The organism is Rhizobium sp. CCGE 510, assembly GCF_000292525.1.
GTDB lineage: Bacteria > Pseudomonadota > Alphaproteobacteria > Rhizobiales > Rhizobiaceae > Rhizobium.
In genome coordinates this window covers 18082-44428 of sequence record NZ_AEYF01000054.1, presented here as the reverse complement: position 1 = coordinate 44428, position 26347 = coordinate 18082, and the positions used below count along the sequence as shown (strand labels likewise).

Sequence of the window (26347 nt, the reverse complement as noted above, 5' to 3'; positions counted from 1 at the left end):
GGAGGAGAGCCTGGAAATACCGCGCGGTGATCTGCCCGGTGAAGAAACAGCTGAAGTTCGCACTCGCTTCGGTGACCGCTCGGTAGCCCCCGATCTTTCCCATCCATCTTCTGTGCACGGCTGATGCGCGGGACCATGTCTATGGCGCTTATATTCGCGCCCGAATGCAGAGCCCGCTCTAGCAACTCGTTGTTGGCTACGGGATAGATGAAAGAGATCAGCGTCTTTTCAGGCGACAGCAGGGCGACCTCATTAGTCGGGGCGCACCTTAACGATCACGTCGGCGGCCGCGGCGAGGGCCTGTGGACTTGGAACGACCACGACTTCCGCATTTCGGTAGGCTTCGTTCGAGATTTCCGCCGTTAGGCCGGCACCAGTTTCCACTGCCGATCAGCAAAATATCGCCGGGGGCCAGCGCATGGAGCGTGCCGAGACCGTGGGATGCGGCTCGACCGGCGACAGCACGCGGACATCAATTTGACTTGTTTCACCCGGTATCAGTCATTCTTGCTCGTTTCCTTGTGCCACGTCTCTTCGAACAGACGGGACCGCGGCTCGACCAATGTCAGAACGAGATGTTAGGCGGGTTCGAAAGTGCTGACTTTCACAGCGGACAAAGATCGGGCTGAGTCTGGCCTGAGACGTCATCATTGATTTGGGACAAGGAAGCCGGCGCGGCCGGAGGTCATAAAGCATCCTGTTTTGAGAAGGGATGCGAAAATGTCCGATGATCTGATCGCCAAATACGGCGATGCGCGGGTTCCGCGTTATACGAGCTACCCGACGGCGGCGGCTTTTTCAGCTGCCGTGGGGCCGGATGAATATGTCGGCAACCTCGCCCATATCGCCGCGGCTGGCCCGGTTTCGGTTTATCTCCACGTCCCGTTCTGCCGTTCGATATGCTGGTACTGCGGCTGCCACACAACCGTCACTCGGCAAGACGCTCCGGTCGCCGACTATCTCGACGTGATGAAGGAGGAGATCGAGCTTGTCTCCTTTGCGGCCGGAAACGACGTGCCCGTCAAGTACGTGCATTTCGGCGGCGGCACGCCGTCGGTCATGAAGCCGCAGGAATTTTCGGCTCTAATGGCAAAGCTCAGGAGCGCCTTCACATTCGAAGCGAAAGCCGGCGTCGCAGTCGAGATCGACCCTCGCACATTGGTCGCCCCCATGATCGACGCGCTCGGCGAAAACGGTGTCGACCGCGCAAGCCTCGGCGTCCAGAGCTTCGATCCGATCGTGCAGGCCGGTATCAAGCGGCTGCAATCCTTTGAGCAGACGGAAAGGGCGGTCGCCGGGTTGCGCTCAGCAGGCGTCAGCAGCATCAACTTCGACCTGATTTATGGCCTTCCGAAACAGACCGTCCAATCTTGCATCGAAACGGTCCGGCTGGCTGCAGAACTGCGTCCCGAACGTTTCGCCGTTTTCGGTTACGCTCACATACCCGCTTTCAAGAAACATCAGCGCCTGATCGACGAAGCATCGCTGCCGGACGCAAAACAGCGGAACGAGCAGGCGGAAGTGATCGCCGAGGAGCTGCAGAACGCCGGATATCAGCGCATTGGGCTCGATCATTTTGCACTGCCGGACGATCAGTTGGCACTCGCCGCGCGCAACAGAGCGCTGAGGAGAAACTTCCAGGGCTATACCACGGATGATTGCGATAGCCTGATCGGCCTCGGCGCATCTGCGATCGGGCGGCTGCCGGCCGGCTATATGCAGAACCACGTGCCTCTCGGCCTCTATGCCGAGCGGATTGCCTTCGGGGTGCTGCCGACCGCCAAGGGATATCTTCTCAGCGAGGAGGACAAGCTTCGGGCGAGGGTCATCGAGAGGCTGATGTGCGATTTCGAAGCCGATCTCGGCCAGTTGAGCAGCGGGTCGGGTTTCGACACCGGCTTCCTTGTCGAGCGCAACGACCGTCTCGGCGAGCTCATGGCCGACGGCGTCGTGACGATCAGCGGTGAACGGATTGTCGTATGCGAGGAGGCGCGCTTTATGGTCCGTGCAGTCGCGGCGGCATTCGACGCCTATTTTGGCTCGCACGGGCACACGCACAGCAAGGCAGCCTAATGCATGTCGCCGGAAGTTTGCATCGGTTCCGGCGACACGAAACGCATCAAAGGCCGCGCGAGAAGACATCGAGTTCCCGTTTCTCGATCGAGGACCCTGCGGTTATCTTCCCAGGAGTCCCGTCGACAACCGCACGTCGACGAGGATCGACGTCGCAAGTTCGTGTGAAGCAGGGCGGGCGCACTCACAAATACGGTCATCGGGCGCCCTGTCGCAAGCAGATGGGCGCGCGCCCGTATCACCGCCTGGACGTCGAGGTCGTTACCGTCGAGCTTTTCGGCTCATTGAAATACAGCTCGATCTCGGCAGGCCGCGGTCTAGGATATCGTTGGCGACTGACGTCGAACCTTTCAGGTGGCGTCGGCAAGCGCCGGTCCGCAGAAAAGTGCCCATCGCGATTATGGCGGCCGCGCAGGTGCCTGAAGGAGCCTTGTCGCGAGGTGAGCTACCGAGCGCCACATGGTCGACGGCTCTCGCCCGCTCACGAAAGCGGTTGTTCGAGCACGTCGAAGGACGAGGGCAGGGGTCTCGTAATTGTAGCACGACTTGCCTGCCGCGGGATTTCGATCAAACGTTCGACGGCGCCTTCCGTGCAATTCCTAGACGACCGGAACGAAGCCGCGGGTTTCGGCTGGCATCTCCTTCGCGACTGCCCGCAAAAAACGACCTCGTTATATTCGTCGTCAGCGAGATTGCCGCCGGGCCAGTGATCTCGCCCACGCGTTTCTTCGCAGGTCTGCCGTGCAGATCATAGCTCTTTTCACAGGCCGCATTGACGTTCTCGACGATCCAGCCAAGTTTCGGCATTGGCTTTGCCGACAACCGTGTCCGACGCTAACCACTGCCTGGACGCCTTGCCTGACGCGCCTGGCTCTGCTCGATGCTCACGGGAGCATCAGTTGCTCCTGAGAGGCAGAACGCCCCCGCGAACGCCATCGTCATGGGCTGCGCGGCCATCCACCTGCCGTTTATCACTGGGTGATGTGTGTGAGGTCGGCATCGAGCCGCTTACGCACCATGTTCGGCACCTTTGCAGTCTTGATCGCTTCGAGATTGGCCGGGCTGTCGCCCACCTGGATCAGCGCAACCATGCCCATGCCGGAATGTGGGGTGCATTTCAGGACATAGACGCCTGGAACATCGAACTTCGCCCGATATTGCTCGTTCGGCTTTGACTTATATTCCGCAACGCCATCCGGAATGAGGCCTTTGAAGGTTTCGACGTTGTGGCCCTTGTCGGTGGGGATGAAGGTGACGGTGTCGCCGGGGGCGATCTTCAGGAAGCCGGGCTCGAACACCATCGCGCCTTCCGTGCCTTTGTTGAGCATCCGAACCTGATGGTCGGCCGCCATCAACGGCGCTGCCGAGACAATCAAGGCTGCTGCTGCAGCGATCGGACTGAATTTTAACCGCATTTGCAAGCTCCTGTTCTGCGAGACCCAATCAGCCTCATGAATGTTTTTAGCAGATGCCGGATTTGGGTTCTTTGATGCCCGTCAAATTCGGGAATAAAAGGCAGAAGATCCCAATTTTTGCCTGCTTGCCCAGCGCCCTTGCGAGGGACATGGCAGCCTGCAAGCGATGTAGGAATCACCGGAGGACAAGCACGCTCGGCGAACGTCGGAGCTGCTGAACCAGCTTGGGATTGCCGCGACTGAGCTCATATCGCGTCGAGAGTTCGCGAGGGCATTAATGTCGATCCCCCGGTGTCGCGTGTGTGGAAGTTGACCCTTTGACAGGAATCCTCCGAAAAATCATCAGTGTCGCCCGACAACTGTACCAGCGGGCAAGATTGACGTTCCGCAGGTCGTGCCTGCCCTCGGGAATAACGATGTTGCGCGACGCAAGTTTCGTAGCGGTGGTGGCCAGGGTCTCGATGGTCAGGCCGAGATGATCCACAATGTCTTAACGATTCATGGAAACGCTCAACGGACCTTGGCGGGCACTTGTTGCGCCGAGGTGCAAGCTTCACGATGAAGCTGCAGGGGCGCTCCTCGGCGTTCTTCTTCGGCAGCAGCACCATTTGTTCATGCGCAGCGACCGCCTCGCTGGCAGAGCAACGAGAGCCAGGTCGAGCTAGCGCATTAGACCGAGCGACTTCCCCGTGGAAACTCATGTGCGATATCCGGCGGACCTTGCATCTCGTGACGGCCTCAACCGTGAAAAGGAAATCGTTTTGCAGCGACGCGCCGTTGAGATCGTCGGCGAAGTGAAGAGCGATTATCACGCGATGATCTTCGCCGATGAAACGAAGCAGGCGCACGACACCTTCTTCCACCTGGACGAGAGGTTGGCTTATCACCCTCCCACCAAATCGGCTTACCGGCCGCGACGGCTTCCGCCTCCGAGCCTACGAAAAGCGACGAGAGGGATTGGCCGGCATGAAGAGCTTTTAACGTCTTCTCGACGAACGCGTGGTTGTTCTGCACAGCAGCTTCATAGCCCCTTGTGGCAGTGGGTGCGGTAGAAAGCAGCTGCGTCACATGGGAATAGCGGGCGGTGCCAAAAGGGGGAAGTTTGTAACAGAGTGTAACAACGTCCGTTCGTCCACCACTTCCAGTCCGCTTGTTGATGTAGATCAAGGAGCCGTTCCCGTCTTCGTGACAGACCTGCCTCGAAATCCGAGAAAGCCGGCCGCGAGGCGGTCGTCTGCGCACTGGGGACGACATCATGAATTACACGACAGAAACGATGGTGGTCGCGGTCGCAGCGTTTCTGGCGCTACTCGCAGCGGCATTCGCGCACGATCATCTCTTTGCAGTCCATATGGGTATACTTTGCCTCTGCCTGGTTGTGGGAACGCTGCTGCTTGTTAAAAACGCAGAGTTTTCGCCGACGGGCCAACAGCGCAAAACAGACCTTACGGGCTATTGCGACGAGGTAATCCGCTACGGCCTGATCGCCACGGTGTTCTGGGGCGTCGTCGGCTTCCTCGTCGGCGTGATCATCGCGCTGCAGCTCGCCTTTCCCGACCTCAACATCGCGCCCTATTTGAATTTCGGAAGATTGCGACCGGTTCACACATCGGCGGTGATCTTCGCCTTCGGCGGCAACGCGCTGATCATGACATCCTTCTATGTGGTGCAACGCACCTGTCGCGCGCGTCTCTTCGGAGGAACACTCGCCTGGTTCGTCTTCTGGGGCTACCAGCTGTTCATCGTGATGGCCGCGACCGGCTACGTGATCGGCATCAATCAGGCGCGCGAATATGCCGAGCCTGAATGGTACGTCGACCTGTGGCTTACCATCGTCTGGGTCGCCTATCTGGCCGTCTATCTCGGAACGATCCTGAAGCGCAGAGAGCCGCATATTTACGTGGCAAACTGGTTCTATCTCAGCTTCATAGTCACCATTGCGATGCTGCATGTGGTCAACAACCTCGCTGTTCCTGCTTCGTTCCTCGGCTCCAAGAGTTATTCTCTCTTCTCCGGCGTCCAGGATGCACTCACCCAATGGTGGTACGGCCACAACGCCGTCGGCTTCTTCCTCACCGCCGGCTTCCTGGGCATGATGTACTATTTCGTGCCGAAGCAGGCCAACCGCCCGGTTTATTCCTACCGGCTGTCGATCATCCACTTCTGGGCCCTGATCTTCATGTATATCTGGGCCGGCCCGCATCATCTGCATTACACGGCGCTGCCTGACTGGGCGCAGACGCTCGGAATGGTCTTCTCCGTCATGCTCTGGATGCCCTCCTGGGGCGGCATGATCAACGGTTTGATGACCCTTTCGGGCGCCTGGGACAAAATTCGCACCGACCCGATCATCCGGATGATGATCGTCGCCATCGCATTTTATGGGATGTCGACCTTCGAAGGCCCGATGATGTCGATCAAGGCGGTCAATTCGCTCAGCCACTATACCGAATGGACGATCGGTCACGTGCATTCCGGAGCACTTGGCTGGGTGGGTATGATCACCTTCGGGGCGATATACTACCTGACGCCGAAACTGTGGGGGCGCGAGCGCCTCTACAGCCTGCGGATGGTCAACTGGCACTTCTGGCTTGCGACGCTTGGGATTGTGATCTACGCCGCGGTGCTCTGGGTCGCGGGCATCCAGCAGGGGCTGATGTGGCGAGAATACAATTCCCAGGGCTTCCTCGTCTATTCCTTCGCTGAAACGGTCGCGGCGATGATCCCCTATTACGTGCTGCGTGCCGTCGGCGGAGCACTCTACCTGGCCGGTGGCCTCGTTATGGCCTGGAACGTGTTCATGACGCTCCGAGGCCACCTGCGCGACGAAGCCCCAATGCCGACCAGTTTGGTGCCCCAGGCACAGCCTGCCGAGTGAGGTGAGACATGGCATCGTTACTTGATAAACATAAGACCCTCGAGAAGAACGCGACGCTTCTTCTGGTCGGCTCGCTGCTGGTCGTCAGCATTGGCGGCATCGTTGAAATCGCCCCGCTGTTCTACCTGCAGAACACGATCGAAAAAGTGGCAGGGATGCGGCCCTACACGCCGCTAGAGCTCGCCGGACGGAACATCTACATCCGTGAAGGCTGCTATCTCTGCCACAGCCAGATGATCCGGCCGTTCCGTGATGAGGTCGAGCGTTACGGCCATTATTCGCTCGCAGCGGAATCGATGTACGACCACCCGTTTCAATGGGGATCCAAGCGGACAGGGCCAGATCTGGCCCGCGTCGGGGGGCGTTACTCGAACGAATGGCACGTCCAGCATCTCGCAAATCCGCGGGCCGTGGTGCCGGAATCAATCATGCCCAGCTACGCCTTCCTAGAAGAGAAGGAGGTGACGGTCAGGAGTGTCGGAGAGGACCTCAAGGCCAATGAGGACGTGGGCGTGCCTTACAGCGACGACATGCTGGCGAATGCCGAGGCCGACATGAGAGCCCAGGCCGATCCGAACGCGGACGCGGCGGCCCTACTCAAGCGCTACCCAAATGCGAATGTCGGCGATCTCGACGGCGATCCAACCCGGCTGACCGAGATGGACGCGCTAGTGTCCTACCTGCAGATGCTCGGAACGCTGGTTGATTTCTCGACCTATGACGACGCGACCGGCTACCGGTGAGGTGATCCATGGAAACTTACACTGCAATGAGACACTTCTCCGACAGCTGGGGCCTCCTGGCAATGGCGGCATTCTTCGTCGGCGCGGTCATGCTCACCCTTCGCCCAGGTAGCAAGCAGACGGCGAAAGATGCCGCCGATATTCCCTTGAAGGACGATTGAGATGTCGGAAAAGCATATCGATGAACTGAGCGGCGTCGAAACGACGGGTCATGAATGGGACGGCATCCAAGAGCTCAACAATCCCATGCCGCGCTGGTGGATCTGGACCTTCTACGTGACGATCCTCTGGGCGATCGGCTACGCCATCGCTTACCCGGCCATCCCGATGATCACTTCCGCCACTAACGGCTATCTCGGTTATTCAACGCGCGCCGAGCTGCAGCAGGACCTCAATCTCGCTAAATCATCGCAGACGAAGTTCCATAATCTGATAGCTGCCAAGACAGTGGAGGAGATCGACGCGGATCCTGCTCTTCGTGAATTCGCGATCGCTGGCGGCGCATCCGCTTTCAAGGTGAACTGCGCGCCCTGCCATGGATCGGGAGCGAGCGGCGGTCCGGGGTTTCCGAATCTCAACGACGACGACTGGCTGTGGGGCGGCGATCTGAATGCTATCCAGACCACGATCGCTCATGGCATCCGCTTCGACGGCGATACGGATAGCCATTCCTCCGAAATGCCGCCCTTTGCCGGTGTTCTGGAGCCCAACCAGATGAAGCAGGTCGCCGCCTATGTCTGGGGGCTGACCAATACGCCCTCGGATGTCGGTCTGGCGGCGGCCGGAAAACAGGTTTTCTTCGACAATTGCGCCCCATGTCACGGCGAGGACGCCAAAGGAAAGGCGGAAATGGGTGCGCCGGATCTCGCCGACGCAATCTGGCTGAAGTCGCGGGGTGAAGACGCCATTCTTCGTCAGGTTGTCTCTCCCAAACATGGCGTCATGCCTGCCTGGGCAGCGCGCCTGGGGGACACAACGGTCAACGAGCTTACCATTTTCGTTCATGCGCTCGGGGGCGGCACGTAAGGAGAAAAGACATGACAGCCCACGACCGCAATCCGATCCTCCGTCTCTACGGCACGCCGCGTGCTGTTATCCGATCGCGTGTCTCAGCGCGCGCCGAAAAGATGCCTGCGTCTTCGGAGCAGGACGACCCGGCAAAGATCGGCAATTCGATGGTGAGTTTGATCTGCCTCAAAGACCACATGCAGACGAGCCGATAGTTTCAGCTCCTGTGGAGGACGTCCCAGCGGTTTCTCCGCCGCTGTCCTCCGGCCACGCCCTTACTCTGGGGCGTGGCCTTTTCGCTTCTGCACGGTCGTTCTTGATCTGCATCAAGGAACGGATGCGCCACGGCTGGGAAAAGAGTGGTGAAAATCGGACAGGTCCCATGAATCTCTATACCCGCTCCAATCTAAATGACATTGACCGCGTTTGCGTCGAACCCGTCAACGCCCGGCGCAACCGCCAGCCTCTCTATGCGCCGCGCAAGAAGATCTTTCCGAAACGCGCCGAAGGGCCATTTCGCCGGTTCAAATGGGTCTTGATGCTGCTCACGCTTGGCACCTATTACCTCGCGCCGTGGATTCGCTGGGATCGCGGTCCCTATGCGCCCAATCAGGCAATCCTCGTCGACCTCGCCTCCCGGCGCTTCTTCTTTTTCTTCATCGAGATCTGGCCGCAGGAATTCTACTATGTGGCGGGCCTGCTCGTCATGGCGGGCATCGGCCTCTTTCTCCTCACCGCCGCTGTCGGCCGCGCCTGGTGTGGCTATGCCTGTCCGCAGACCGTCTGGGTCGATCTCTTTCTCGTCGTCGAACGCGCTGTCGAAGGCGACCGAAACGCTCGGATGAAGCTCGATGCCGACCCCTTCACTTTCGACAAGCTCAGGAAGCGGGTGATCAAGCACGCGATCTGGCTGCTGATCGCCGTCGCCACGGGCGGAGCGTGGATCTTCTATTTTGCCGACGCGCCGAGCCTGGCGGCTTCACTGTTTGACGGCAGCGCTCCTGCCGCTGCGTATGCCACGATCGCCACCCTGACCGCGACGACCTATGTGCTCGGCGGCCTCACGCGCGAACAGACATGCACCTATATGTGTCCGTGGCCGCGCATTCAAGGCGCGATGCTGGATGAGAATTCGCTTGTTGTCACCTACAACGACTGGCGGGGCGAGCAGCGGTCGCGCCATGCCAAGAAGGCTCAGGGGCTGCCCGTGGGCGATTGCGTGGACTGCAATGCCTGCGTCGCCGTCTGCCCGATGGGGATCGACATTCGCGACGGCCAGCAGATGGAATGCATCACATGCGCCCTCTGCATCGACGCCTGTGGCGGCGTCATGGACAAGCTCGGAAAGCCACACGGCCTGATCGCCTATGCGACGCTCAAGGAATATTCGAGCAATATGTCGCTTGCTACTGACGGAGGACGGACAGCCATCCAGCCCTCCAATGTCCGAAACGACGACGGAAGCTTCATTCCGGCTGTCCGGAATTTCGAATGGCGCATCATCTTCCGCCGAAGAATCGTCTTCTACGGTGTCGTCTGGGCATTGATCGGCATCGCCATGGTCGTCCATCTCGCCTTCCGCGCTCGGCTCGGGCTCAACGTCGTCCACGACCGGAACCCTCAATATGTTCTGGAAAGCGACGGCTCCATCCGAAACGGCTACACGCTGCGTGTCCTCAACATGGTGCCGAAGCCGCGGGACGTGACCATCACCCTCGTCGGGCTGGAGGGGGGCACAATGCGCATTCCCGAGTTCGGCAGGCAGGATGTCCGCAGCTTCACCGCTCACGTCGTACCCGACGCGGCCACGACGCTCAAGGTCTTCGTCACGCGCGCCCCCGACGGGGCAGAGATCAACGGATTCCTCTTCGTCATCGAAGATATAGGCCAAGACGCCGGTCAAGCGGACCGGGCGACCTATCGCGCGGCCTTCAACGCGCCGGGAGACGTGAAATGAAGACTTCTACTCGAGGCTTTACCGGCTTGCACGTGCTGCTTGCCACCTCGGCATTCTTCGCCGTGGTGATCGCCGTCAACGCCACCATGGCCTTCTATGCTGCATCCAGCTGGAGTGGCATCGTCGTGGAAAACACCTATGTGGCCAGCCAGGAATTCAACGCCAGGGCGGCAGCGATGAAGGCAATGGCCGCCTCCGGCGTCGAGGGCGCGCTCGTCGTTAAGGGCAGCCAAATCCGTTACGACATCCACGACAAGGCCGGCACGCCTGCGATGATCGATGATGTCACGCTGAACTTCAAACGGCCCGTCGGCGATCATGAGGATTTCCGCTTGACGCTCCGGAAGACGGGCGAAGGGCGGTTCGAAGCCGACCACCAGGTTGTCGCCGGCGACTGGATCGTCGAGGCCATATCGAGAATGAACGGGGCGGTCGTCATGCATGAGGCCAAACGCTTCGACACCGCGGAGTTCCGCCAATGACTTGCTGCTCGATGGATGCGGAAAGCGTTCTCGCCCTCAGCGCGACATCTGCCAGCGCCGGGGAGGTACGCCTTGCCAGCCACCCGCTCGGGGCTGGATTGCGCCAGGTCGACCTCAGCGTGCCCGACGTCCACTGTGGCGGCTGCATATTGACCATCGAAAAAGCACTGTCGGCGCTTGCGTTCGTCAGGAAAGCCCGGGTCAATCTCACCGCCAGACGTGTCAGCTGCGTCTATCAGGAGGAGATCGAGGCGAAAGCGACCGATCCCTCCGAAATCCTCGCCGCGATCACTTTGGCCGGATACCGCACCCATCTCATCACGTCGACAGCACTCGAAACCGACAGGAGCCGGAACCAGCTACTGCTGGCGATTGGAGTTTCCGGCTTTGCGGCCGCCAACATCATGATGCTCTCGGTGTCGGTATGGTCGGGCGCCGATGCGGCCACGCGCGACATGTTTCACTGGATCTCGGCGATGATCGCGGCGCCTGCGCTGGTTTATGCGGGACGCCTCTTCTTCAAATCGGCGTGGAACGCGGTGAAAAGCGGGCGCACCAACATGGATGTTCCGATCTCGCTTGCCGTGACGCTATCCTATGCAGTCTCCCTGTGGGAAACCGTGCACCATGGCGAGCATGTCTGGTTCGACGCATCGGTGTCCCTGCTGTTCTTCCTGCTGATCGGTAGAACGCTCGATCATGTCATGCGGGAAAAGGCGCGCGCTGCAATCAATGGGCTTGTCAGACTAACGCCGCGCGGTGCGCTGCTGATAATGGCGGACGGGTCGCAGCGCTATGTTGCGGTCGAAGAGATCGCAGTTGGAGACGAGATCTCGATTGCGGCCGGCGAACGCATCCCCGTCGACGGCATGATCGTCAGCGGCAAGAGCGACGTCGACCTCTCCATCGTCACCGGCGAAAGCAGCCCGGTCGCCGTCGCCGCAGGCAGCGCGGTGAATTCGGGTGCGATGAACCTGACCGGTTCGCTCGTCCTGCGGGCGACCAAAGTGGCAAGGGATTCGCTTCTTTCCGAGATCATCGGCTTGATGGAAGCGGCCGAGGGCGGCAGGGCTCGTTATCGCCGGGTCGCAGATCGCGCCGCAGCACTTTATTCTCCCGCCGTGCACCTGTTGGCGTTGGCCTCCTTTCTCGCCTGGGGCTTGCTTGGCGGCGATTGGAAACAGGCCATGCTGGTCGCGGTCGCGGTGCTGATCATCACATGCCCCTGCGCATTGGGCCTTGCTGTACCGGTGGTCCAGGTGGTCGCCGCCGGCGAACTTTTCCGCAGGGGCATCATGGTGAAGGACGGTTCGGCGCTCGAAAGACTAGCCGACGCGGACATCGTGGCCTTCGACAAGACCGGCACCCTGACGATGGGCCGGCCCCGCCTCGTCCGAGCCGACGCGATCGACGGGGGCAATAGCGCCATCGCCTGCGCAATGGCGGCGCATTCACGGCATCCGCTTTCCCAGGGTCTGGTGCGGGACATAGAGATCTCTTACCCCTTCGCCTTCGACAGGGTCACGGAAATCGCCGGCGGGGGGCTGGAAGCCTGGAAAGGAGCGGACTTCTATCGGCTCGGCAACCGGGCCTTTGCCTGCGGAACCGGGCTCACGCCCGCAGGCGATAGTCCGTTTTCGGAGGTGGTCCTGTCGAAAAACGGCGTCGATCTCGCCCGTTTCCTGTTTGACGACACGCTTCGTCCGGGCGCCGCCGAGGCTTTCCGCCAGCTCGCTGCAGCCGGTATCGAAACGTTGATAGTATCCGGCGACAGGCAGGTCGTCGTCGACAACACAGCGCGGGCTCTCGGTATCGGCAAAGCTCTGGGCGTCCTGGCGCCGAAACAGAAGGTCGAGGAACTCCAGAGGCTGGGCGCCGAGGGCTATCGCGTGCTCATGGTCGGCGACGGGATCAACGACGCACCGGCGCTGGCCGCCGCGCAGGTCTCGATGGCGCCCGCAACCGCATCTGACGTCGGCAGGCAAGCCGCTGACCTTATCTTCTTCAACGATCGTCTCGATGCCGTTCCTGAGGCAATCGCCGTTGCGCGAAGATCCGCCAGCCTCATTCGGCAGAACTTTGCTCTCGCCATCGGTTACAACGTGCTTGCGGTACCGATTGCAATCGCCGGCCTGGCAACGCCGCTGATAGCGGCGGTGGCCATGTCGACTTCGTCGATCATGGTCGTGACGAATGCGCTGCGATTAAATGCCTTCGGCAGGCGCCCCGACCTACGGAGCGAGCCTCGCCGGCGGAAGTGCGGAAGTTGAAACCACATGAACATGCTGATCTATCTGATGCCGATCGCACTGCTGATGGGGGGAATGGGTCTCCTGGCGTTCCTCTGGTCGCTGACGAGCCGCCAGTACGACGACCTTGAAGGAGCCGCTTGGCGAATCCTCGTCGAGGACGAAACTGATTGCAAAAGACCTTGAACCGCTCACGGCCGAAACGAAAGGAAGATCGATGCTATCGAGACATCCCATACTTTTGCGATCTGACCTGTTTCACGGCCTGGACAAAGCAAGGATAGAAGAACTGGCCGACACGGCTCAGTTCCAGATCTTCGCACCGGACGAGCGGATCATCGCCGAGGGCCAGCAGGCGTTGTTTGTCTATTGCGTGATGCGCGGCTTCGTGCGACTTTCGAAGTCGGAATCCGCGGGGCGCCAGGCAGATATCTGCATCTGCGAACCGGGCGAGACGTTCGGCGAATATCTCCTGTCGGGAGGCGGCTCCTACACCTACAGCGCATGGTCCGCCGACGGCGCAGAGGTCGCGTTGTTCGACCTTGTGGAGTTGCGGGTGCTCGCCGACCGCTATCCGATCATGCATCGCAACGTGATGCGCATCATAACCCAGCATCTGCTCGGTGCCATGGATTGCATAGCGGGAGACCGGCTGCACACGGCTGCACAGCGTGTTGCGAATTACCTCGTCAGCCGCTGCCCGGCCTCAGCATCGCAGGCCACCTTTCGCCTGCCTTACCGGAAGAGAATTCTGGCCGGCAAACTCGGGGTTGCGCCCGAAGCCCTTTCGCGGGCTTTCGCTGCCCTCGGTCCTGCAGGGGTCGAAGTCAGAGGCAGGGTCGTCGTGGTCGACAGCGTCGATCTGCTGCGGAAGGCGTGCTGACCTCGGGAGCAGGGCGATAACCGCACCGGAATTCGACCGCCGTCAATGTGGCGATCGCTTGCTCCGTTATGGCCAGGCGCAAAATGTACCAGGACGTCATGCTCATCGGGATTGTTCTTGTCATCTAGACTGTCTTCATCGCTTGCTTCAGGCCTTGTCCGCATCAACGGTGGCGCCGACGACACATGCGGATACTGTCGAGACTGGCAAACTTAATAGGGAAGTGCAGACGAACAGGCGCAACGAGCAACATGCGACGGAGAGCGTCCGGCGCTATTCTTCGAGGAGCAGGGACGTCGCGAGATAACCCATGCTGATGGTGCTTGCGAAGAGGTAGATGAACAGGCCCTGCGCGAGATAATTCTCAAGCGTGCCTGCCGCGGCAAATCCATTTTGCCAAACGAAGAAGCCCACGGCGGATCCAATTGCGAACCCCGTCGCCAAACGCGTGAGCATGAACCTGATCATGCGAGGCATGGCACCACCTCAGACTTAATCATTACAAATGGCCGGGCAACGGGAATGTTGGCTGGCCATTTGAGTTTTGTCAACGACTGGCGCAAGCCGTCATGCAAGCAGCGGCGGGAACCGGAGACTACAACCGTTTTCGCAGCCGGCGTTATCACGCCTGCGAATGCGTCGTGAGTTGAGCTGCGAGGTGCAAGGACGATGCGCGCTAAGGACCTAGCGCGGCGGCGGCTTCTGTGGTCGCGCGGTTTGCCAGACGTGTCGGGATGCGGGAATAAAGAACGGCACCGGCCACGCCCACGACAGCATAGAGCACGAACATCAGCTTGATGGCGATCTGTCGACCAAGCCCGACGAAGGCCCTCGCATCAGGCAGGGCGGCGGCAAAGGCGCCGACGAGGCTGTGGCGCGCGAATGTCCTCGTCCGATCGGAATCGCCGACGTGCGAGCTTGCCATGCCAATGATGCGGGTCGAGCGCGGCGGTGCCGTTTCCATTCACCGAAGGCGCCCAATAGCTACCCTTCACAACAATGATCCGGCAGGCCTTTGGACGCGCGAGACGCTAGGAGAGGATGCGCCCCCGCCTTGTCTCGTCGCGTGCTGCGCCCACATCGCGATCCAGTGAAGACCTCTCCTCAATCCTGCGGGGGCGCCGAGAATTTGTGCAGCGGAGTGCCGGTTCATAAAGCCAGCTCATGCTCGGACGACTCGTCAGTCAAGATCAAGCGAGTCGGATCTTTCAAGTCGAACTCAATAACACGTGGCACGAAGAGACGGGCATAGCGCGTGAAGGCGCTGGTCGGCGGAAAGCGAATTACCGTATCGCATCGGGCGAGAAGGTACATCTCTGTAAGAGCAGAGATACCGCCGTCCGCTCCCAGCGATGCACTATGTAATGGCCCGGCCTGGGCCGCCTGGAAGCATTTCGGGATAGTGATTAGATCGGGAAACACACCCAGTAAATGGTCCCGTACCTGCGCGCTGTCCGTACACAAGAAAACCATCACAGGGCGTCGATGCGGTAGCGCTTTGGCCTTCTCAATGGCAGTGCACACCTGGCGGAAGGCGAACTCCGGATCGGCCCAGTAGGGCGTATGGTCCATTATATCTTCGCCATTGCCGTGCCGTACGTGCACACCGATGATACTGCGCCCCTCGAAGTGCTCCTGATAGATGGTGTGAATACGAGCCTGAATTTCAGGTCTAAGGTTGAGGCTCTGAAATATCTGGCGTTCGGCAGCTTGGTCGCACCGCCACATTAAACAGGCATCACAAACTACCGTGTTGGCATCAGTATCGTCCTGGGCTTGAAGAAGCTCGGTCAGTTCATCACGTTCCCGGAAAATTTGTTCATCGGGGCGGTAAACGCTCTCGATTGAGGGCTTGTTCCACCATGATGGGAAGAACGGTCCCGGAAATGAGAACTGGTTGATCTGGTCATCGCAAATTACCCGTACGCCAGCAATATCTTGAATCGGCTCGAAGAACACCGTAAAAGCGTTCGTGAAGGGTTGATCGAGATAGCAGGAGCCACGCCAATCGATGGCCAGCGTCCGTCCCGTTCGCTGTGCATAGCGCCAAGCTGCCGCCAGCGACCACAAACAATCACCGAAGCCAGTCCGCCGTCGAGATACAACATACCGATCCCTCTTCAGGTCGCCAGCAAGCATGTTCTTTGCCTCGTTCTTGGAAAAGCGCATCGGCTTAGATTCTGCTGAAATTCTGCGTATCAATTCCCGGACCTGCATCAGCGATCGTGATTCTCGCCAATTTTCATGCATGACCCTTCGTCTCACAGATTTACGATTTTCTGCCAGACCGGAAGTTGGGCGCCATACGCCTTTTCAGTCCGGGCGTTGAAGCCGCCACATATCCCTCCGTCATCGTTCAGTCGTATATCTCGAACTCGACCCAACCCATCGGCATCGCACTTGGGTCGGAGCGAGAGGCCGGAGCTTCCGCGCAAACTGGCTATGACGTATGTTGCGGTACGTCATGTTGGCGCGCTTCGCCGATTCATCGAGGATGGCGCCGATCTAGCCAATTCCCGTCCTTTCCCGCTACCTGATCTCGTCATTTCATGCGTCTTCTGGAGCATCCTGGGGAATCCGTAAAATCGATTGTTTGGATAATCGCCATCCGTTTCATGGATAACTATGGCCGCCATTGCCATCGTCACAGCTGCCGCGATACTGGCGAAGTCTCACAACTGCTGCTCGCGGGACAAGCAGTCGATGATCGTGCCGCGGCCCAGGTTATTCAGACGAGCTCGATTACCTGCAGGAGGCCAATCGCGCCCGGGTGTTTTTCCAAATGGTGTCCCGCGCTATGACAACGGCTCGATCCTGATCATCTCAAATAGTCGCGTGGTCGTCACAGCATTACTGGACCGCCTGCTTTCACCTTTCGACGGTGGTCACCATCCGGGCGACAGTTATCGCTTAGCCAAAGCGACGCTCCGGCCATGCGGAAGATTGGGGCCAGCGCTCGGATCTAACGAAACCGCAAACCGATGGGGTCAGTTCTTCAATTCGGCAAGTGGGACTAGAGCAGATCCTGTGAACGATGAATCAAACGTGATGTGACGAGGGCGACCAAAGCTGATTCAACTTCTCCACGGTTAGGAGGTTGATGATGGCACGGGCACTGAGCGATGATCTTCGATCACGTGTATTGAAAGCGTCTGCTGCCGGTATGTCTGCGCGCCAGACTGCTGGTCGGTTCGGGGTTGGGGTTTCCACGGCGATCCGCTGGATTGCAAGAGCCGGAGATGGCGAGCCGACGTCACGGCCCCAGGGTTGGAGACGGCCCTCGGGTCTGGATGCACATGAGGCGTTTGTTATCGAAATGATCGATGATCGCAAGGACGTGACGCTCGATGAAATGGTCGGGCGCTGTCGACTGAGCAGCAGGTCACCATCAGCCGGAGCGCGCTTGGCGCATGGCTGCGTGGCCGCGGGTGGACGTTTAAAAAAAGTCCGCACACGCATTGGAGCAAGACCGGCCGGACGTCCTGACGCGTCGGCGAGCCTGGTTTGATAGCCAGGTCGATCTCGATCCGCAAAAGCTGATCTTCATAGACGAGACCGGTCTTTCAACGAAGATGGCACGTCTGCGTGGGCGTGCAATTCGAGGCGAGCGCTGTCGAGCTGGCGTGCCGCATGGCCATTGGAAAACAACGACATTCACCGGTGCTCTGCGCTTGACCGGCATGACCGCGCCGTTTGTCTACGATGGAGCGATGAACGGTAACGTCTTCCTGGCCTATGTCGAGCAGGTGTTGCTACCGACCCTTAAGCCCGGGGATATTGTCGTCATGGACAATCTGCCCGCACACAAAACAGCCGGTGTGCGCAATGCCATCGAACGCAGGGGCGCTCGGCTCATATTCCTGCCGCCCTACAGCCCCGACTTCAATCCCATCGAGAACGCCTTCTCAAAACTGAAGGCCATGTTACGGGCTCGGACGGAACGAAAGATCGATGCTCTATGGGACGCCGTAGGCGCATTGATGCTCCGCTTCACGCCGACAGAATGTGCAAACTACTTCAGGGCTGCTGAATATGACCCGGATTGAACAGGATCTGCTCTAGTTCCTCGAGTCGTTTGACAGCCATAGCCGTGTGTCAGTTAGAGAACAATTCTATTCGGCTGCTTTCAGGCTTCCGGAAGGTTTCAATCTGCTCCAGAGCTTTACCGAGGGTAGGTTAGAAAGCGGCCAATGCCGAGCCATGATAAGTTCTTCCAGGGAGCGGCGACGCAAGTCCCGCGCCAGCCACGACACCAGGCTCGGTCCGTTAGCAGGAACCCGTGGAGGCAAAATTTTATCTATGGCGTGGATGGGTATCATCCAAACAATCGATTTTACGAATTGAATGGCGTGATCCATTAAACGAGCATCTTGACGGAAATCAAGTCGTCGATGGCGCGCCAGTGGTGTAGAAGGGATCAAAAGTGTGGCTTTGGAATGTGATGCTTGCATAAGCGTTCGATCAGCCCATTGCATCACCTTGCGATCGCCGACAGCTCGGGGGTTCACCACCAATCGTCACTTTGATCGCAAGATCGGACGCTTTGGCAAAACCGGCAAAAATTATGAGGCCTTTGCATGCGCTTTTAACGTGCGTTGGGAACCGTTGCGGAAAAGGAATCGCAACACCGACCATGTCGAGGAATCATCTATCGCTCGAATTTGCATTCGCACTCGGTACAGTCCGCAACAAGCCGCGGTATTGACAGATTCAGCCGAGACGGTCTGGTGACCGCTATTTTGGGAAACGGCGTACCCTACACGCTGCCACGCGCGCGTTTCGACCTGCGTCCACGCGCGGCGTCATCATCCTACCATTTGGGCGGTCGGTCTCCGAATGGCCCACCAGGATAATTTACCGGAAAGGACGAGAGCAATGACGCACCTCGATTGCTCGTGCGAAGTGCACGGTGAGCGCGATGACGGCACTGGTCGTCACAGCGTTTATTTGACGTTCGACGACGGTCCGCATCCATTTTGTACACCGGAGATTCTCGATATTCTGGCTGAACATCGGGTGCCGGCAACATTCTTCGTCATCGGCGAGTTCCTGGCCGATCAGTCGAAATTGATCCAGCGAATGATTGCAGAGGGGCATGAAGTCGCCAACCACACAATGACGCATCCAGACCTGTCTGACTGCGAACCCGACGAGGTGCAACGTCAGATACTCGAGACAAACAGAGCCATAAAAATGGCGTCGCCTCAGGCGGTGGTGCGGCACATCCGGGCTCCTTACGGCATCTGGACCGAAGAAGTGCTCAAGGCTTCGGCGAATGCGGAACTCACTGCCGTGCACTGGTCGGTAGATCCGCGAGACTGGTCTCTTCCCGGGGCCGACGCCATTGTCAAGGATGTGCTGCAGTCTGTCCGGCCGGGGTCAATCGTGCTCTTGCACGACGGTTGTCCCTCCAGTGAAATGCAGCAAGCAACTGACCGCAGTCTGCGCCACCAGACTATCATGGCGTTATCTAGGATAATTCCAGCTTTGCATGATCGCGGCTTTGTATTCCGCTCGCTTCCTCGGGAGTTCTGAAGATCCGATGGATATGCTTGACACAACCAGCACTGTAGCCGTCTCGCTTTATGCACTTCTCTCGACTGCTTATAAAAGCATGCAGGCCGTTTATTCTCTGCCGACCGATGTTTCATTGGCGTCCCAGGGCTTGGGCGGCTTTGACGAGCTGCCCAGCGTAGATGTCATCGTGCCAAGCTTCAACGAGGATCCCCGCACGCTTTCGGAGTGCCTGGCTTCTATCGCGGGTCAGGAATACGGGGGAAGGCTGCAGGTTTACCTAGTTGATGACGGTTCCGAAAATCGCGAGGCTTTGCGACTTGTGCACGAGGCCTTCGCACGAGACCCCAGATTCAATATTCTCCTGCTTCCCCAGAATGTCGGTAAACGGAAGGCACAGATCGCCGCGATACGCCGCTCTGCTGGAGATATGGTGTTAAACGTCGACTCCGACACGATCCTCGCATCTGACGTCATCAGGAAGCTCGTGCCTAAAATGAAAGATCCGGCTGTCGGCGCGGCCATGGGACAGTTGACGGCCCGCAACCGAAACGACAGTTGGCTGACCCGTTTGATCGATATGGAGTACTGGCTGGCTTGCAACGAGGAGCGTGCGGCACAAGCTCGCTTCGGAGCCGTTATGTGCTGCTGCGGTCCATGTGCTATGTACCGTCGCTCTGCGCTCGCTTCGCTCCTTGAACAGTACGAGTCACAGTATTTTCGGGGAAAGCCAAGCGATTTCGGTGAGGATCGGCATCTCACCATTCTCATGCTGAAGGCAGGCTTTCGAACGGAGTACGTGCCGAGCGCCATCGCAGCGACAGTCGTTCCGAACAAGCTAGGACCGTATCTGCGCCAACAACTACGCTGGGCGCGGAGCACGTTCCGGGACACGTTGCTTGGGCTGCGCCTGCTGCCCAACCTCAATCGCTTCCTTACGCTCGACGTTGTCGGACAGAACCTCGGACCGCTGCTTCTGGCGCTATCAGTGCTGACGGGGCTCGCACAGCTTGCACTGACAGGCACCGTGCCTTGGTTGGCAGCCCTGATGATTGTGGTCATGACGATGATTCGCTGCAGCGTTGTCGCGCTTCGGGCCCGCCAACTACGGTTCCTCGGGTTCTCTCTGCATGCATTCATCAATATTTTTCTGCTACTTCCCTTGAAAGCCTACGCGCTGTGCACGCTGAGCAATAGCGACTGGCTGTCGCGCAGCTCTGCTGGCAACTCGAATCAACATCCGACGACTGATGCACGCACTACAGAAAGTTCTGGACATGCGACAGCGCCTCGAAGGCTCAACCCCGCCCGCGATCCTGCCAGGCGAATGACGTCTGACTGCATGTGCAGCGACGAGTAAGATTTATTTACCGAGGTGAACGAGTTGACACAGAGCGACAATTATCAATTGCTGAATCGGGAACTGGCTGCACCCGATCCATGGGGACTCGACGCCAATCCATTCGAGCGTGAGCGTCACACGCAAATGCTCCGCTTGGCGCTTGCCCAGGGATCCATCTCAAATGCGCTCGAAGTGGGATGCGCTGCCGGCGCATTTACGGTGCAGCTAGCCCCCCACTGCAAACGGCTCACCGTGATCGATGTTGTGCCTCACGCTATAGAAAGATCGCGTCGACGCATGAGGGATTCTCCGCACATCAGCTGGATAGTCTCTGATGTTCAACAGTTTTCACCTGACGAGAGGTTTGATTTGATCGTTGTGGCGGAAGTGCTCTACTACATTGGAGGAATGGCCGAGATGAGAGGGGCTGTTCAGAATTTAGTGCGGATGCTTGCGCCAGATGGATGTCTGGTTTTCGGATCGGCGCGCGACGCCAATTGTCGTCGCTGGGGCCACGTTGCTGGTGCTGAGACGGTCCTCGGCATGCTGAACGAAACTTTGCTCGAGGTAGAGCGGCTTGAGTGTCGGGGTGAGTCGGTCAACGAAGATTGCTTACTCGCCTGTTTCCGAAATCCGGCCTCCTAACGGCCCCAACCCTCGACGTTCAGACATGGAGACACTATGCGCGTCTGTGGTATTAAATTGACCCGTGTCGGAGCGGACGCGCTTGTCGAGGATGGGTGGCTCGCCTTCTGCGTCGAGCAGGAGAAGCGGGGCAACAACCCGCGATATGAAACTGTCGACAATTTCGACGCGATTGGCGCCGCTTTGTCGCAACACGGTCCGGATCCACGCGTTATTGATCAAATCATCATCGATGGCTGGGGTGCAATGCTGAAAGTTCTCTCGGATCCGTCGAGGGCTCCGGTCTCGTTCCAATGACAGGGCATTTCCTTACAAGACCTATCCTCGTGATACGTGCCGCACGGCCTCCGCAGCCCGTGGCTCCGATCTGCCTGGAGGACCGCGCGCCTTATATAGTCAGCCCTCGAACTCCGGACTGCGATATGTTGTTTAAGCATCAGACGCGGATGGGACGCCAGGAGAGAATTCCGGCTGTTGTCAATCTCGATGAATCTGCACGATTGCAGACCATTCCAGGCACTCTCTCCACGAAGTCGCCGAGGTACTCTTCGAATATAAAAAGCTCAGGGACATTCGGCTGCTCTGCAACACGATTGCCAATTACCACGGACGAGGCGTTTTCCCGGATGCTGCTGCAGCCCTTTAATGAGGACGCAATGAACACATACGGTGCGATAGACCAGGAGGAACCCAGCCAACGGAAGAAATGCCAGTCAACGGCGCCCGACGGTCAGATGAGGGTATGTCCATGCCCGCAATAGATTTTTCCGACGTAAGCAAGACATATGGCGACAAGGCCGTGGTCAACGCGCTATCGTTCCGTGTTTCCCCGGGGGAATGCTTCGGGCTGCTTGGACCGAACGGCGCGGGCAAGAGCACGATCGCACGTATGATCCTTGGCATGACATCCCCTGATGCGGGGAAGATTACTGTGCTCGGCGTGCCGGTACCTGCCCAGGCTCGTTTGGCGCGCAAGGGTATCGGCGTGGTGCCGCAATTCGACAACCTTGAGCCCGAATTCACTGTGCGCGAGAATCTGCTGGTCTACGGCCGCTACTTCGGCATGAATACACGCAGAGTTGAAGCGGTCATGCCGTCGCTCCTTGAGTTTGCACGCCTAGAGAGCAAGGTGAATGCGCGTGTGTCTGAACTTTCAGGCGGCATGAAGCGGCGCCTGACGCTAGCGCGTGCGTTGATCAATGACCCGCAGCTACTTGTCATGGACGAGCCGACCACCGGTCTCGACCCACACGCGCGCCACCTGATCTGGGAGCGCCTGCGTTCCCTGCTTACGCGCGGCAAAACGATCATCTTGACCACCCATTTCATGGAAGAGGCCGAACGGTTATGCGATCGACTCTGCGTACTCGAAAGAGGTCGCAGCATTGCCGAAGGGCGTCCGCATGACCTGATCGATGAACTGATCGGGTGCGAAGTCATTGAGATCTACGGCGGCGATCCGCATGAATTGGAGTCGCTGGTCGGGCCATATGCCGATCGCATCGAAATTAGCGGCGAGACCCTTTTTTGCTATGTGTCCGACCCGGAGCAGGTGCGTGTGCGGTTACGGGAGCGCGCGGGCTTGCGTATTCTGCAGCGTCCGCCGAATCTTGAGGATGTGTTTTTGCGGTTGACCGGGCGCGAGATGGAGAAGTGAACGATGGGTGAAGGTTGTGCCGCGGCTCTACCCGCCAACGCTTTTAACTGGATTGCGATATGGCGACGCAACTATCTGGCATGGAAGAAAGTAGCACTTGCGTCAATTGTTGGAAGTCTGGCCGATCCTATGATCTACCTGTTTGGCCTCGGCCTTGGTCTCGGAATTATTGTGGGTCGCGTTGACGGCACAACCTACGTTGCGTTCTTGGCGGGCGGCATGGTGGCGACAAGCGCGATGACGTCTGCGACGTTCGAGACGATTTACGCGGCTTTTACGCGAATGCACGCCCAACGCACCTGGGAAGCCATGCTCTACACACAAATGACACTCGGGGACATCATCCTGGGTGAGTTGGCATGGGCAGCGAGCAAGGCATTTCTTGCCGGTACGGGAATCATAATTGTCGCCACCGTGCTAGGCTATGCGACGTGGCCGTCAGTCCTCTATGTGTTGCCAGTTATCATGCTCACTGGATTTGCATTCGCGAGCCTGGCGATGGTAGTCACGGCGCTTGCGCCCAGTTACGAGTATTTCATTTTTTACCAGACGCTCGTCCTCACACCAATGCTGTTCTTGTGCGGCGCGGTGTTTCCAATCACGCAACTGCCCCCGACCTTTCAGCAGGTAGCGCAGTTCTTGCCTCTAGCGCATGCGATCGACCTCATACGCCCGGCAATGCTTGGGCGTCCCGCGAGCAGCATGGGCCTGCATATAGGCGCGCTTTGCATCTACGGGATTTTGCCGTTCTTCCTGTCGGCAGCGCTGTTGCGTCGGCGCCTGATGTCTTGACGCTACTCGCACCCACGCCAGGAGGGGTATTGCGATGCAGTGTCTGGAAAAGACCCGCAGAGCTCTGGAGATAGTCATCATAGTCTGGGAACAAATGAACCCGTGTCGGCGCCGGTGAGACGATGCAGGTTTTCGCTCTGCAACTGGCCGAACTCGGTAGCAAACACCCTTCAGGAAGATCCGGCGTGCATCAGGAGAAAAGCAAATGAAGGTCATCTCAATCGCCACGGCGCTCTTTGCTCTGGCGTGTCCCGCGAACGCGTTCGAAAACAAAGCGGTCGCGGCTACGCTTATCTTAAGGACCGATCGTACGATTGCCGGTCAGCCCATCATCGTTCCACGGAAGGACGTCGAGGTCATCGCTTCGATTTATGAGATTGCGCCCGGTGCGACGTTACCAATTCATCAGCATCGCTATCAGCGCTATGGCTATGTGCTTTCCGGGGAGATCACGGTCACCAATACAGAATCTGGGAAAGAAAGCATTTTCACGGCAGGGGATTTTATCGTCGAGTCCTGGGGGATATGGCATAAAGGGGCGAACAACGGCACCGAGCCGGTAAAGCTGCTCGTGATCGATCAGGTGGAAAAGGGCAGTGAGAATGTTCTGCAGCAAAAATAAAGACGTCGAGGTATCACCGGAGGGCAATCTGGCGCCACGGCTCGGATGTGGTGAACCCGTCCCATATTAGGGGTTGGTTTGCCGCTCCTTGCTAATGTCGATTGGAGCTGCGTGAACCTTCGACTTGCGTCGTCGACAAAACTGTCGAGGAGGTTGTTTCATTGGTGGTTGAACGGCGGGGGTAGGAGAGCATCTGTCCAGTTCCTCCATGCTTGGTCGTCAGTCAGCGCGGCTGTTGGGCCAGCGGCGACACGATCGATCATCCTTGAGACTGTAGCGGCGGCGTCTCAAAGAGGCTCCTCATTCCGACGCCATGAATCACGCCGAACGACAAAACCACGAAAGAATGCTAGGAAATCCTGAGACGTCTCATTACCTCATTCGGCGAGGGCATGCGGGATGCTTCCTGACATAGCACGTCCCGCATCCAGAGGCTTGCCTGATCACTATTGTGAAGGGCGGGCCATTGGAGGGCCTGTGTGAACGCGGGCAACGGTAGCGGAAGGTCAGCGATCCGCAGGGGTATTGTCTTTTCGAGCTGCTTGACTAGGCGTAAGGGCATTGTCGCTATGCGCTCGGTCCCTGAAAGCATGAACGGAATCATGCTGAAGCCCTGCACGACTACTTCGACATGTCTCTTAAGCCCGTGCTCAAGCAAACAACATTCCTCGATGGAAGCCGTCCGGGCGTTCCCAAACTTCACCACAACGTGTCCCATCGACATATACCTCTCGAGTGTAAGTTGCTCCGAGAGTAGTTTGTTCGAGCGGCAGCCCACGCACACGAGGGTCTCTTCAAATAGCGTCACCTTAGGATGTGCGCGCGACATCAGCAATTCCGGAAAGATGAGAAAATCGGCGTCGCCGCGCCGCAGGTAATCATCGTAGTTATCGGCGATAGGCAGCAACTCGAAGCAGACGGCGGGCGCTTCTCGGGCGACACGCCTCACGACCTTTTCAAAAAAAACGAGTGCGGTGTAATCGGAAAGGATGACTCTGAAGCAGCGATCCGATTGAGCCGGGCTAAACGGATCCCAGGATATGATCGAGACCTGGATGTGAAGCAGAGCCTCGCGGACCGAAGGCGCGAGCCGCTCCGCACGCGGGGTTGGAACGAGTTCGCGACCGACCATGGTAAAAAGGTCGTCATTGAAATAGGTGCGTAACCTGCCGACGGCCGCGCTCATGGCCGGCTGGCTCAGGTTGATGCTGCGCGCCGCCGCCGTGAGATTACGCTCGGTCATCAGGGCGTCGAGTGCGACGAGGAGATTCAGATCAAGGCCCTTGAACCGCATGTCTTCATCCGTAGCGAGGTGGGGAGAGAAAAGGTGAAAAGGCTCGGTCTCGCGGTGCGGCGCCGAGAGAGATCAAAAAGCAAAGGGTCGCCTAAAATTGGGAAAGTATTGACATTCCAGTTGCCGTGGCTTCAATGGTCTTACTGCTATCTTCAACCGACACGATTCAGTGGCGCCTGATCATTCTGGCGAGTAGCAGTGATTTCCGCGGATATAGGTTGCGGTCTGCGACGTCGATGACTTCGGCGTCTTGAATATGTACTTCGGGGGGTAAGACGCACTCGTAGCATTCACCTTCTTCGGCAGGCGCATCTTGGCAATTGCAGTCTTGAGTGTGCTCTGCTGAATGGGTTTTGTCAGCACCGGTCTGGTTTGCGCGGAGGTCACTTATCGACGGGCCGGATTCTTGGTCACGATCATCTGCTGCAAATGACGGCCCGGCCTGCAATGTCAATGCGAGCAACGCGGCGACGACGACGTGGTAGCCAATAACCTTCATGGGACGTTTCCTTTCGTTGGCTAAGGCCAGGCGACACCAAGTAGGATTGATGCCATTCCCGCCGCCGGTACTTCGGGGCTACGGGTGTTGTTGGATTGGTCGAGAGCCTTTCAACGGATCATACCCGGGGAGTGGAGATGGCCGTCTATGGAGCATCCGCGAAAATTGGTGAAATCTATTGTTTAAATGCGAGTCATCCATTTGATGCATGTAGACGACGTCTTGCCAGCCCGAACCACCAAGTGTCCGCCAAACCCATTGTTTTCGGCGGTGCTTTTTCACCCCATCGCGACT

At 58.4% G+C, this 26347-nt stretch carries 23 protein-coding genes and 6 pseudogenes; 20 read left to right on the top strand and 9 right to left on the bottom strand.

From position 1 onward, the window contains the following. Window positions 1-384 (bottom strand): annotated as a pseudogene (locus RCCGE510_RS35880) (NAD(P)(+) transhydrogenase (Re/Si-specific) subunit alpha); the annotation flags it as partial. Window positions 385-720: 336 nt separating this feature from the next. Here RCCGE510_RS35880 and hemN point away from each other — a divergent pair. Beyond that, window positions 721-2073 carry an oxygen-independent coproporphyrinogen III oxidase gene (gene hemN, locus RCCGE510_RS30945; RefSeq protein ID WP_007637033.1) on the top strand — a complete coding sequence of 451 codons (1353 nt, stop codon included), beginning with the start codon at window positions 721-723 and terminating at the stop codon, window positions 2071-2073. A 567-nt stretch (window positions 2074-2640) separates the two neighbouring features. Here hemN and RCCGE510_RS35875 read toward each other — a convergent pair. The 3 genes and pseudogenes from RCCGE510_RS35875 to RCCGE510_RS35870 form a co-directional block, all read right to left on the bottom strand. Continuing rightward, window positions 2641-2880, bottom strand: coding sequence for a hypothetical protein (locus tag RCCGE510_RS35875; RefSeq protein WP_007637031.1), 240 nt, complete (start codon window positions 2878-2880; stop codon window positions 2641-2643). Between the two features lie 164 nt (window positions 2881-3044). Then, complete coding sequence (locus tag RCCGE510_RS30935) at window positions 3045-3488, bottom strand: pseudoazurin (RefSeq protein ID WP_007637029.1); 444 nt, start codon at window positions 3486-3488, stop codon at window positions 3045-3047. Window positions 3489-3733: 245 nt separating this feature from the next. Then, a pseudogene (locus RCCGE510_RS35870) lies at window positions 3734-4502 on the bottom strand (Crp/Fnr family transcriptional regulator). Window positions 4503-4743: 241 nt separating this feature from the next. Between RCCGE510_RS35870 and ccoN the strand changes: the two are divergent. The 10 genes and pseudogenes from ccoN (at window position 4744) to RCCGE510_RS30885 (ending at window position 13688) form a co-directional block, all read left to right on the top strand. Further along, on the top strand, window positions 4744-6366 hold the full coding sequence (ccoN, locus tag RCCGE510_RS30930; protein WP_007637026.1) for a cytochrome-c oxidase, cbb3-type subunit I: 1623 nt from the start codon (window positions 4744-4746) through the stop codon (window positions 6364-6366). Window positions 6367-6374: 8 nt separating this feature from the next. Beyond that, a complete protein-coding gene (ccoO, locus tag RCCGE510_RS30925; RefSeq protein WP_007637025.1) occupies window positions 6375-7109 on the top strand; it encodes a cytochrome-c oxidase, cbb3-type subunit II in 735 nt (244 codons plus the stop codon). 8 nt (window positions 7110-7117) lie between these two features. Continuing rightward, window positions 7118-7270 (top strand): cbb3-type cytochrome c oxidase subunit 3, encoded by a 153-nt coding sequence (locus tag RCCGE510_RS30920; RefSeq protein ID WP_004674411.1) that lies wholly within the window; start codon window positions 7118-7120, stop codon window positions 7268-7270. A gap of 1 nt (window position 7271) precedes the next feature. Next, a complete protein-coding gene (gene ccoP / locus RCCGE510_RS30915; RefSeq protein WP_007637023.1) occupies window positions 7272-8135 on the top strand; it encodes a cytochrome-c oxidase, cbb3-type subunit III in 864 nt (287 codons plus the stop codon). Window positions 8136-8146: 11 nt separating this feature from the next. Beyond that, window positions 8147-8332 (top strand): hypothetical protein, encoded by a 186-nt coding sequence (locus RCCGE510_RS30910; protein ID WP_007637021.1) that lies wholly within the window; start codon window positions 8147-8149, stop codon window positions 8330-8332. 167 nt (window positions 8333-8499) lie between these two features. Beyond that, window positions 8500-10074, top strand: coding sequence for a cytochrome c oxidase accessory protein CcoG (gene ccoG, locus RCCGE510_RS30905; protein ID WP_007637019.1), 1575 nt, complete (start codon window positions 8500-8502; stop codon window positions 10072-10074). Further along, complete coding sequence (locus RCCGE510_RS30900; protein WP_007637017.1) at window positions 10071-10556, top strand: FixH family protein; 486 nt, start codon at window positions 10071-10073, stop codon at window positions 10554-10556. The genes ccoG and RCCGE510_RS30900 overlap by 4 nt, the downstream gene beginning before the upstream one ends. Next, window positions 10553-12836 (top strand): annotated as a pseudogene (locus RCCGE510_RS30895) (cation-translocating P-type ATPase). The gene RCCGE510_RS30900 and the pseudogene RCCGE510_RS30895 overlap by 4 nt, the downstream one beginning before the upstream one ends. After that, a complete protein-coding gene (gene ccoS / locus RCCGE510_RS30890; RefSeq protein WP_004674425.1) occupies window positions 12833-12991 on the top strand; it encodes a cbb3-type cytochrome oxidase assembly protein CcoS in 159 nt (52 codons plus the stop codon). Before RCCGE510_RS30895 ends, ccoS begins: the two are co-directional and overlap by 4 nt. Window positions 12992-13022: 31 nt before the next feature. After that, window positions 13023-13688, top strand: coding sequence for a Crp/Fnr family transcriptional regulator (locus tag RCCGE510_RS30885; RefSeq protein WP_007637012.1), 666 nt, complete (start codon window positions 13023-13025; stop codon window positions 13686-13688). A gap of 273 nt (window positions 13689-13961) precedes the next feature. Here RCCGE510_RS30885 and RCCGE510_RS30880 read toward each other — a convergent pair whose 3' ends face one another. From RCCGE510_RS30880 to RCCGE510_RS30870, 3 genes are all read right to left on the bottom strand, one after another. Then, window positions 13962-14165, bottom strand: a complete 204-nt coding sequence (locus tag RCCGE510_RS30880; RefSeq protein ID WP_007637010.1) for a hypothetical protein — start codon at window positions 14163-14165, stop codon at window positions 13962-13964. 199 nt (window positions 14166-14364) lie between these two features. Continuing rightward, window positions 14365-14652, bottom strand: a complete 288-nt coding sequence (locus RCCGE510_RS30875) for a hypothetical protein (protein ID WP_007637008.1) — start codon at window positions 14650-14652, stop codon at window positions 14365-14367. 185 nt (window positions 14653-14837) lie between these two features. Beyond that, complete coding sequence (locus RCCGE510_RS30870; RefSeq protein ID WP_037080522.1) at window positions 14838-15827, bottom strand: nodulation protein NodZ; 990 nt, start codon at window positions 15825-15827, stop codon at window positions 14838-14840. A 964-nt stretch (window positions 15828-16791) separates the two neighbouring features. Here RCCGE510_RS30870 and RCCGE510_RS34280 point away from each other — a divergent pair. The 9 genes and pseudogenes from RCCGE510_RS34280 to RCCGE510_RS30830 all read left to right on the top strand — a co-directional run bounded on the left by RCCGE510_RS34280 (window position 16792) and on the right by RCCGE510_RS30830 (window position 24260). Further along, window positions 16792-17734 (top strand): annotated as a pseudogene (locus RCCGE510_RS34280) (IS630 family transposase). An 829-nt stretch (window positions 17735-18563) separates the two neighbouring features. Beyond that, complete coding sequence (nodB, locus tag RCCGE510_RS30860; protein WP_007637001.1) at window positions 18564-19223, top strand: chitooligosaccharide deacetylase NodB; 660 nt, start codon at window positions 18564-18566, stop codon at window positions 19221-19223. 7 nt (window positions 19224-19230) lie between these two features. Next, window positions 19231-20562: a chitooligosaccharide synthase NodC gene (gene nodC / locus RCCGE510_RS30855; protein ID WP_007636999.1), complete on the top strand. Its 1332-nt coding sequence runs from the start codon at window positions 19231-19233 to the stop codon at window positions 20560-20562. Between the two features lie 15 nt (window positions 20563-20577). Then, window positions 20578-21189 carry a nodulation methyltransferase NodS gene (gene nodS, locus RCCGE510_RS30850; protein WP_037080497.1) on the top strand — a complete coding sequence of 204 codons (612 nt, stop codon included), beginning with the start codon at window positions 20578-20580 and terminating at the stop codon, window positions 21187-21189. Window positions 21190-21225: 36 nt separating this feature from the next. Continuing rightward, window positions 21226-21429: pseudogene (locus tag RCCGE510_RS30845) on the top strand (carbamoyltransferase N-terminal domain-containing protein); the annotation flags it as partial. Between the two features lie 110 nt (window positions 21430-21539). After that, a pseudogene (locus RCCGE510_RS34275) lies at window positions 21540-21832 on the top strand (carbamoyltransferase C-terminal domain-containing protein); the annotation flags it as partial. Between the two features lie 63 nt (window positions 21833-21895). After that, on the top strand, window positions 21896-22846 hold the full coding sequence (gene nodI, locus RCCGE510_RS30840) for a nodulation factor ABC transporter ATP-binding protein NodI (protein WP_081525822.1): 951 nt from the start codon (window positions 21896-21898) through the stop codon (window positions 22844-22846). Window positions 22847-22849: 3 nt separating this feature from the next. After that, entirely contained in the window at window positions 22850-23638 is a 789-nt protein-coding gene (locus RCCGE510_RS30835) for an ABC transporter permease (RefSeq protein WP_007636989.1), read from the top strand. A gap of 205 nt (window positions 23639-23843) precedes the next feature. Next, window positions 23844-24260 (top strand): cupin domain-containing protein, encoded by a 417-nt coding sequence (locus RCCGE510_RS30830; RefSeq protein ID WP_007636988.1) that lies wholly within the window; start codon window positions 23844-23846, stop codon window positions 24258-24260. Window positions 24261-24609: 349 nt separating this feature from the next. Here RCCGE510_RS30830 and nodD1 read toward each other — a convergent pair whose 3' ends face one another. Together nodD1 and RCCGE510_RS30820 are read right to left on the bottom strand one after the other, a co-directional pair. After that, window positions 24610-25554, bottom strand: a complete 945-nt coding sequence (gene nodD1, locus RCCGE510_RS30825) for a transcriptional regulator NodD1 (RefSeq protein WP_007636987.1) — start codon at window positions 25552-25554, stop codon at window positions 24610-24612. A 166-nt stretch (window positions 25555-25720) separates the two neighbouring features. Beyond that, a complete protein-coding gene (locus RCCGE510_RS30820; RefSeq protein WP_007636986.1) occupies window positions 25721-26053 on the bottom strand; it encodes a hypothetical protein in 333 nt (110 codons plus the stop codon). Window positions 26054-26347: the final 294 nt, after the last annotated feature.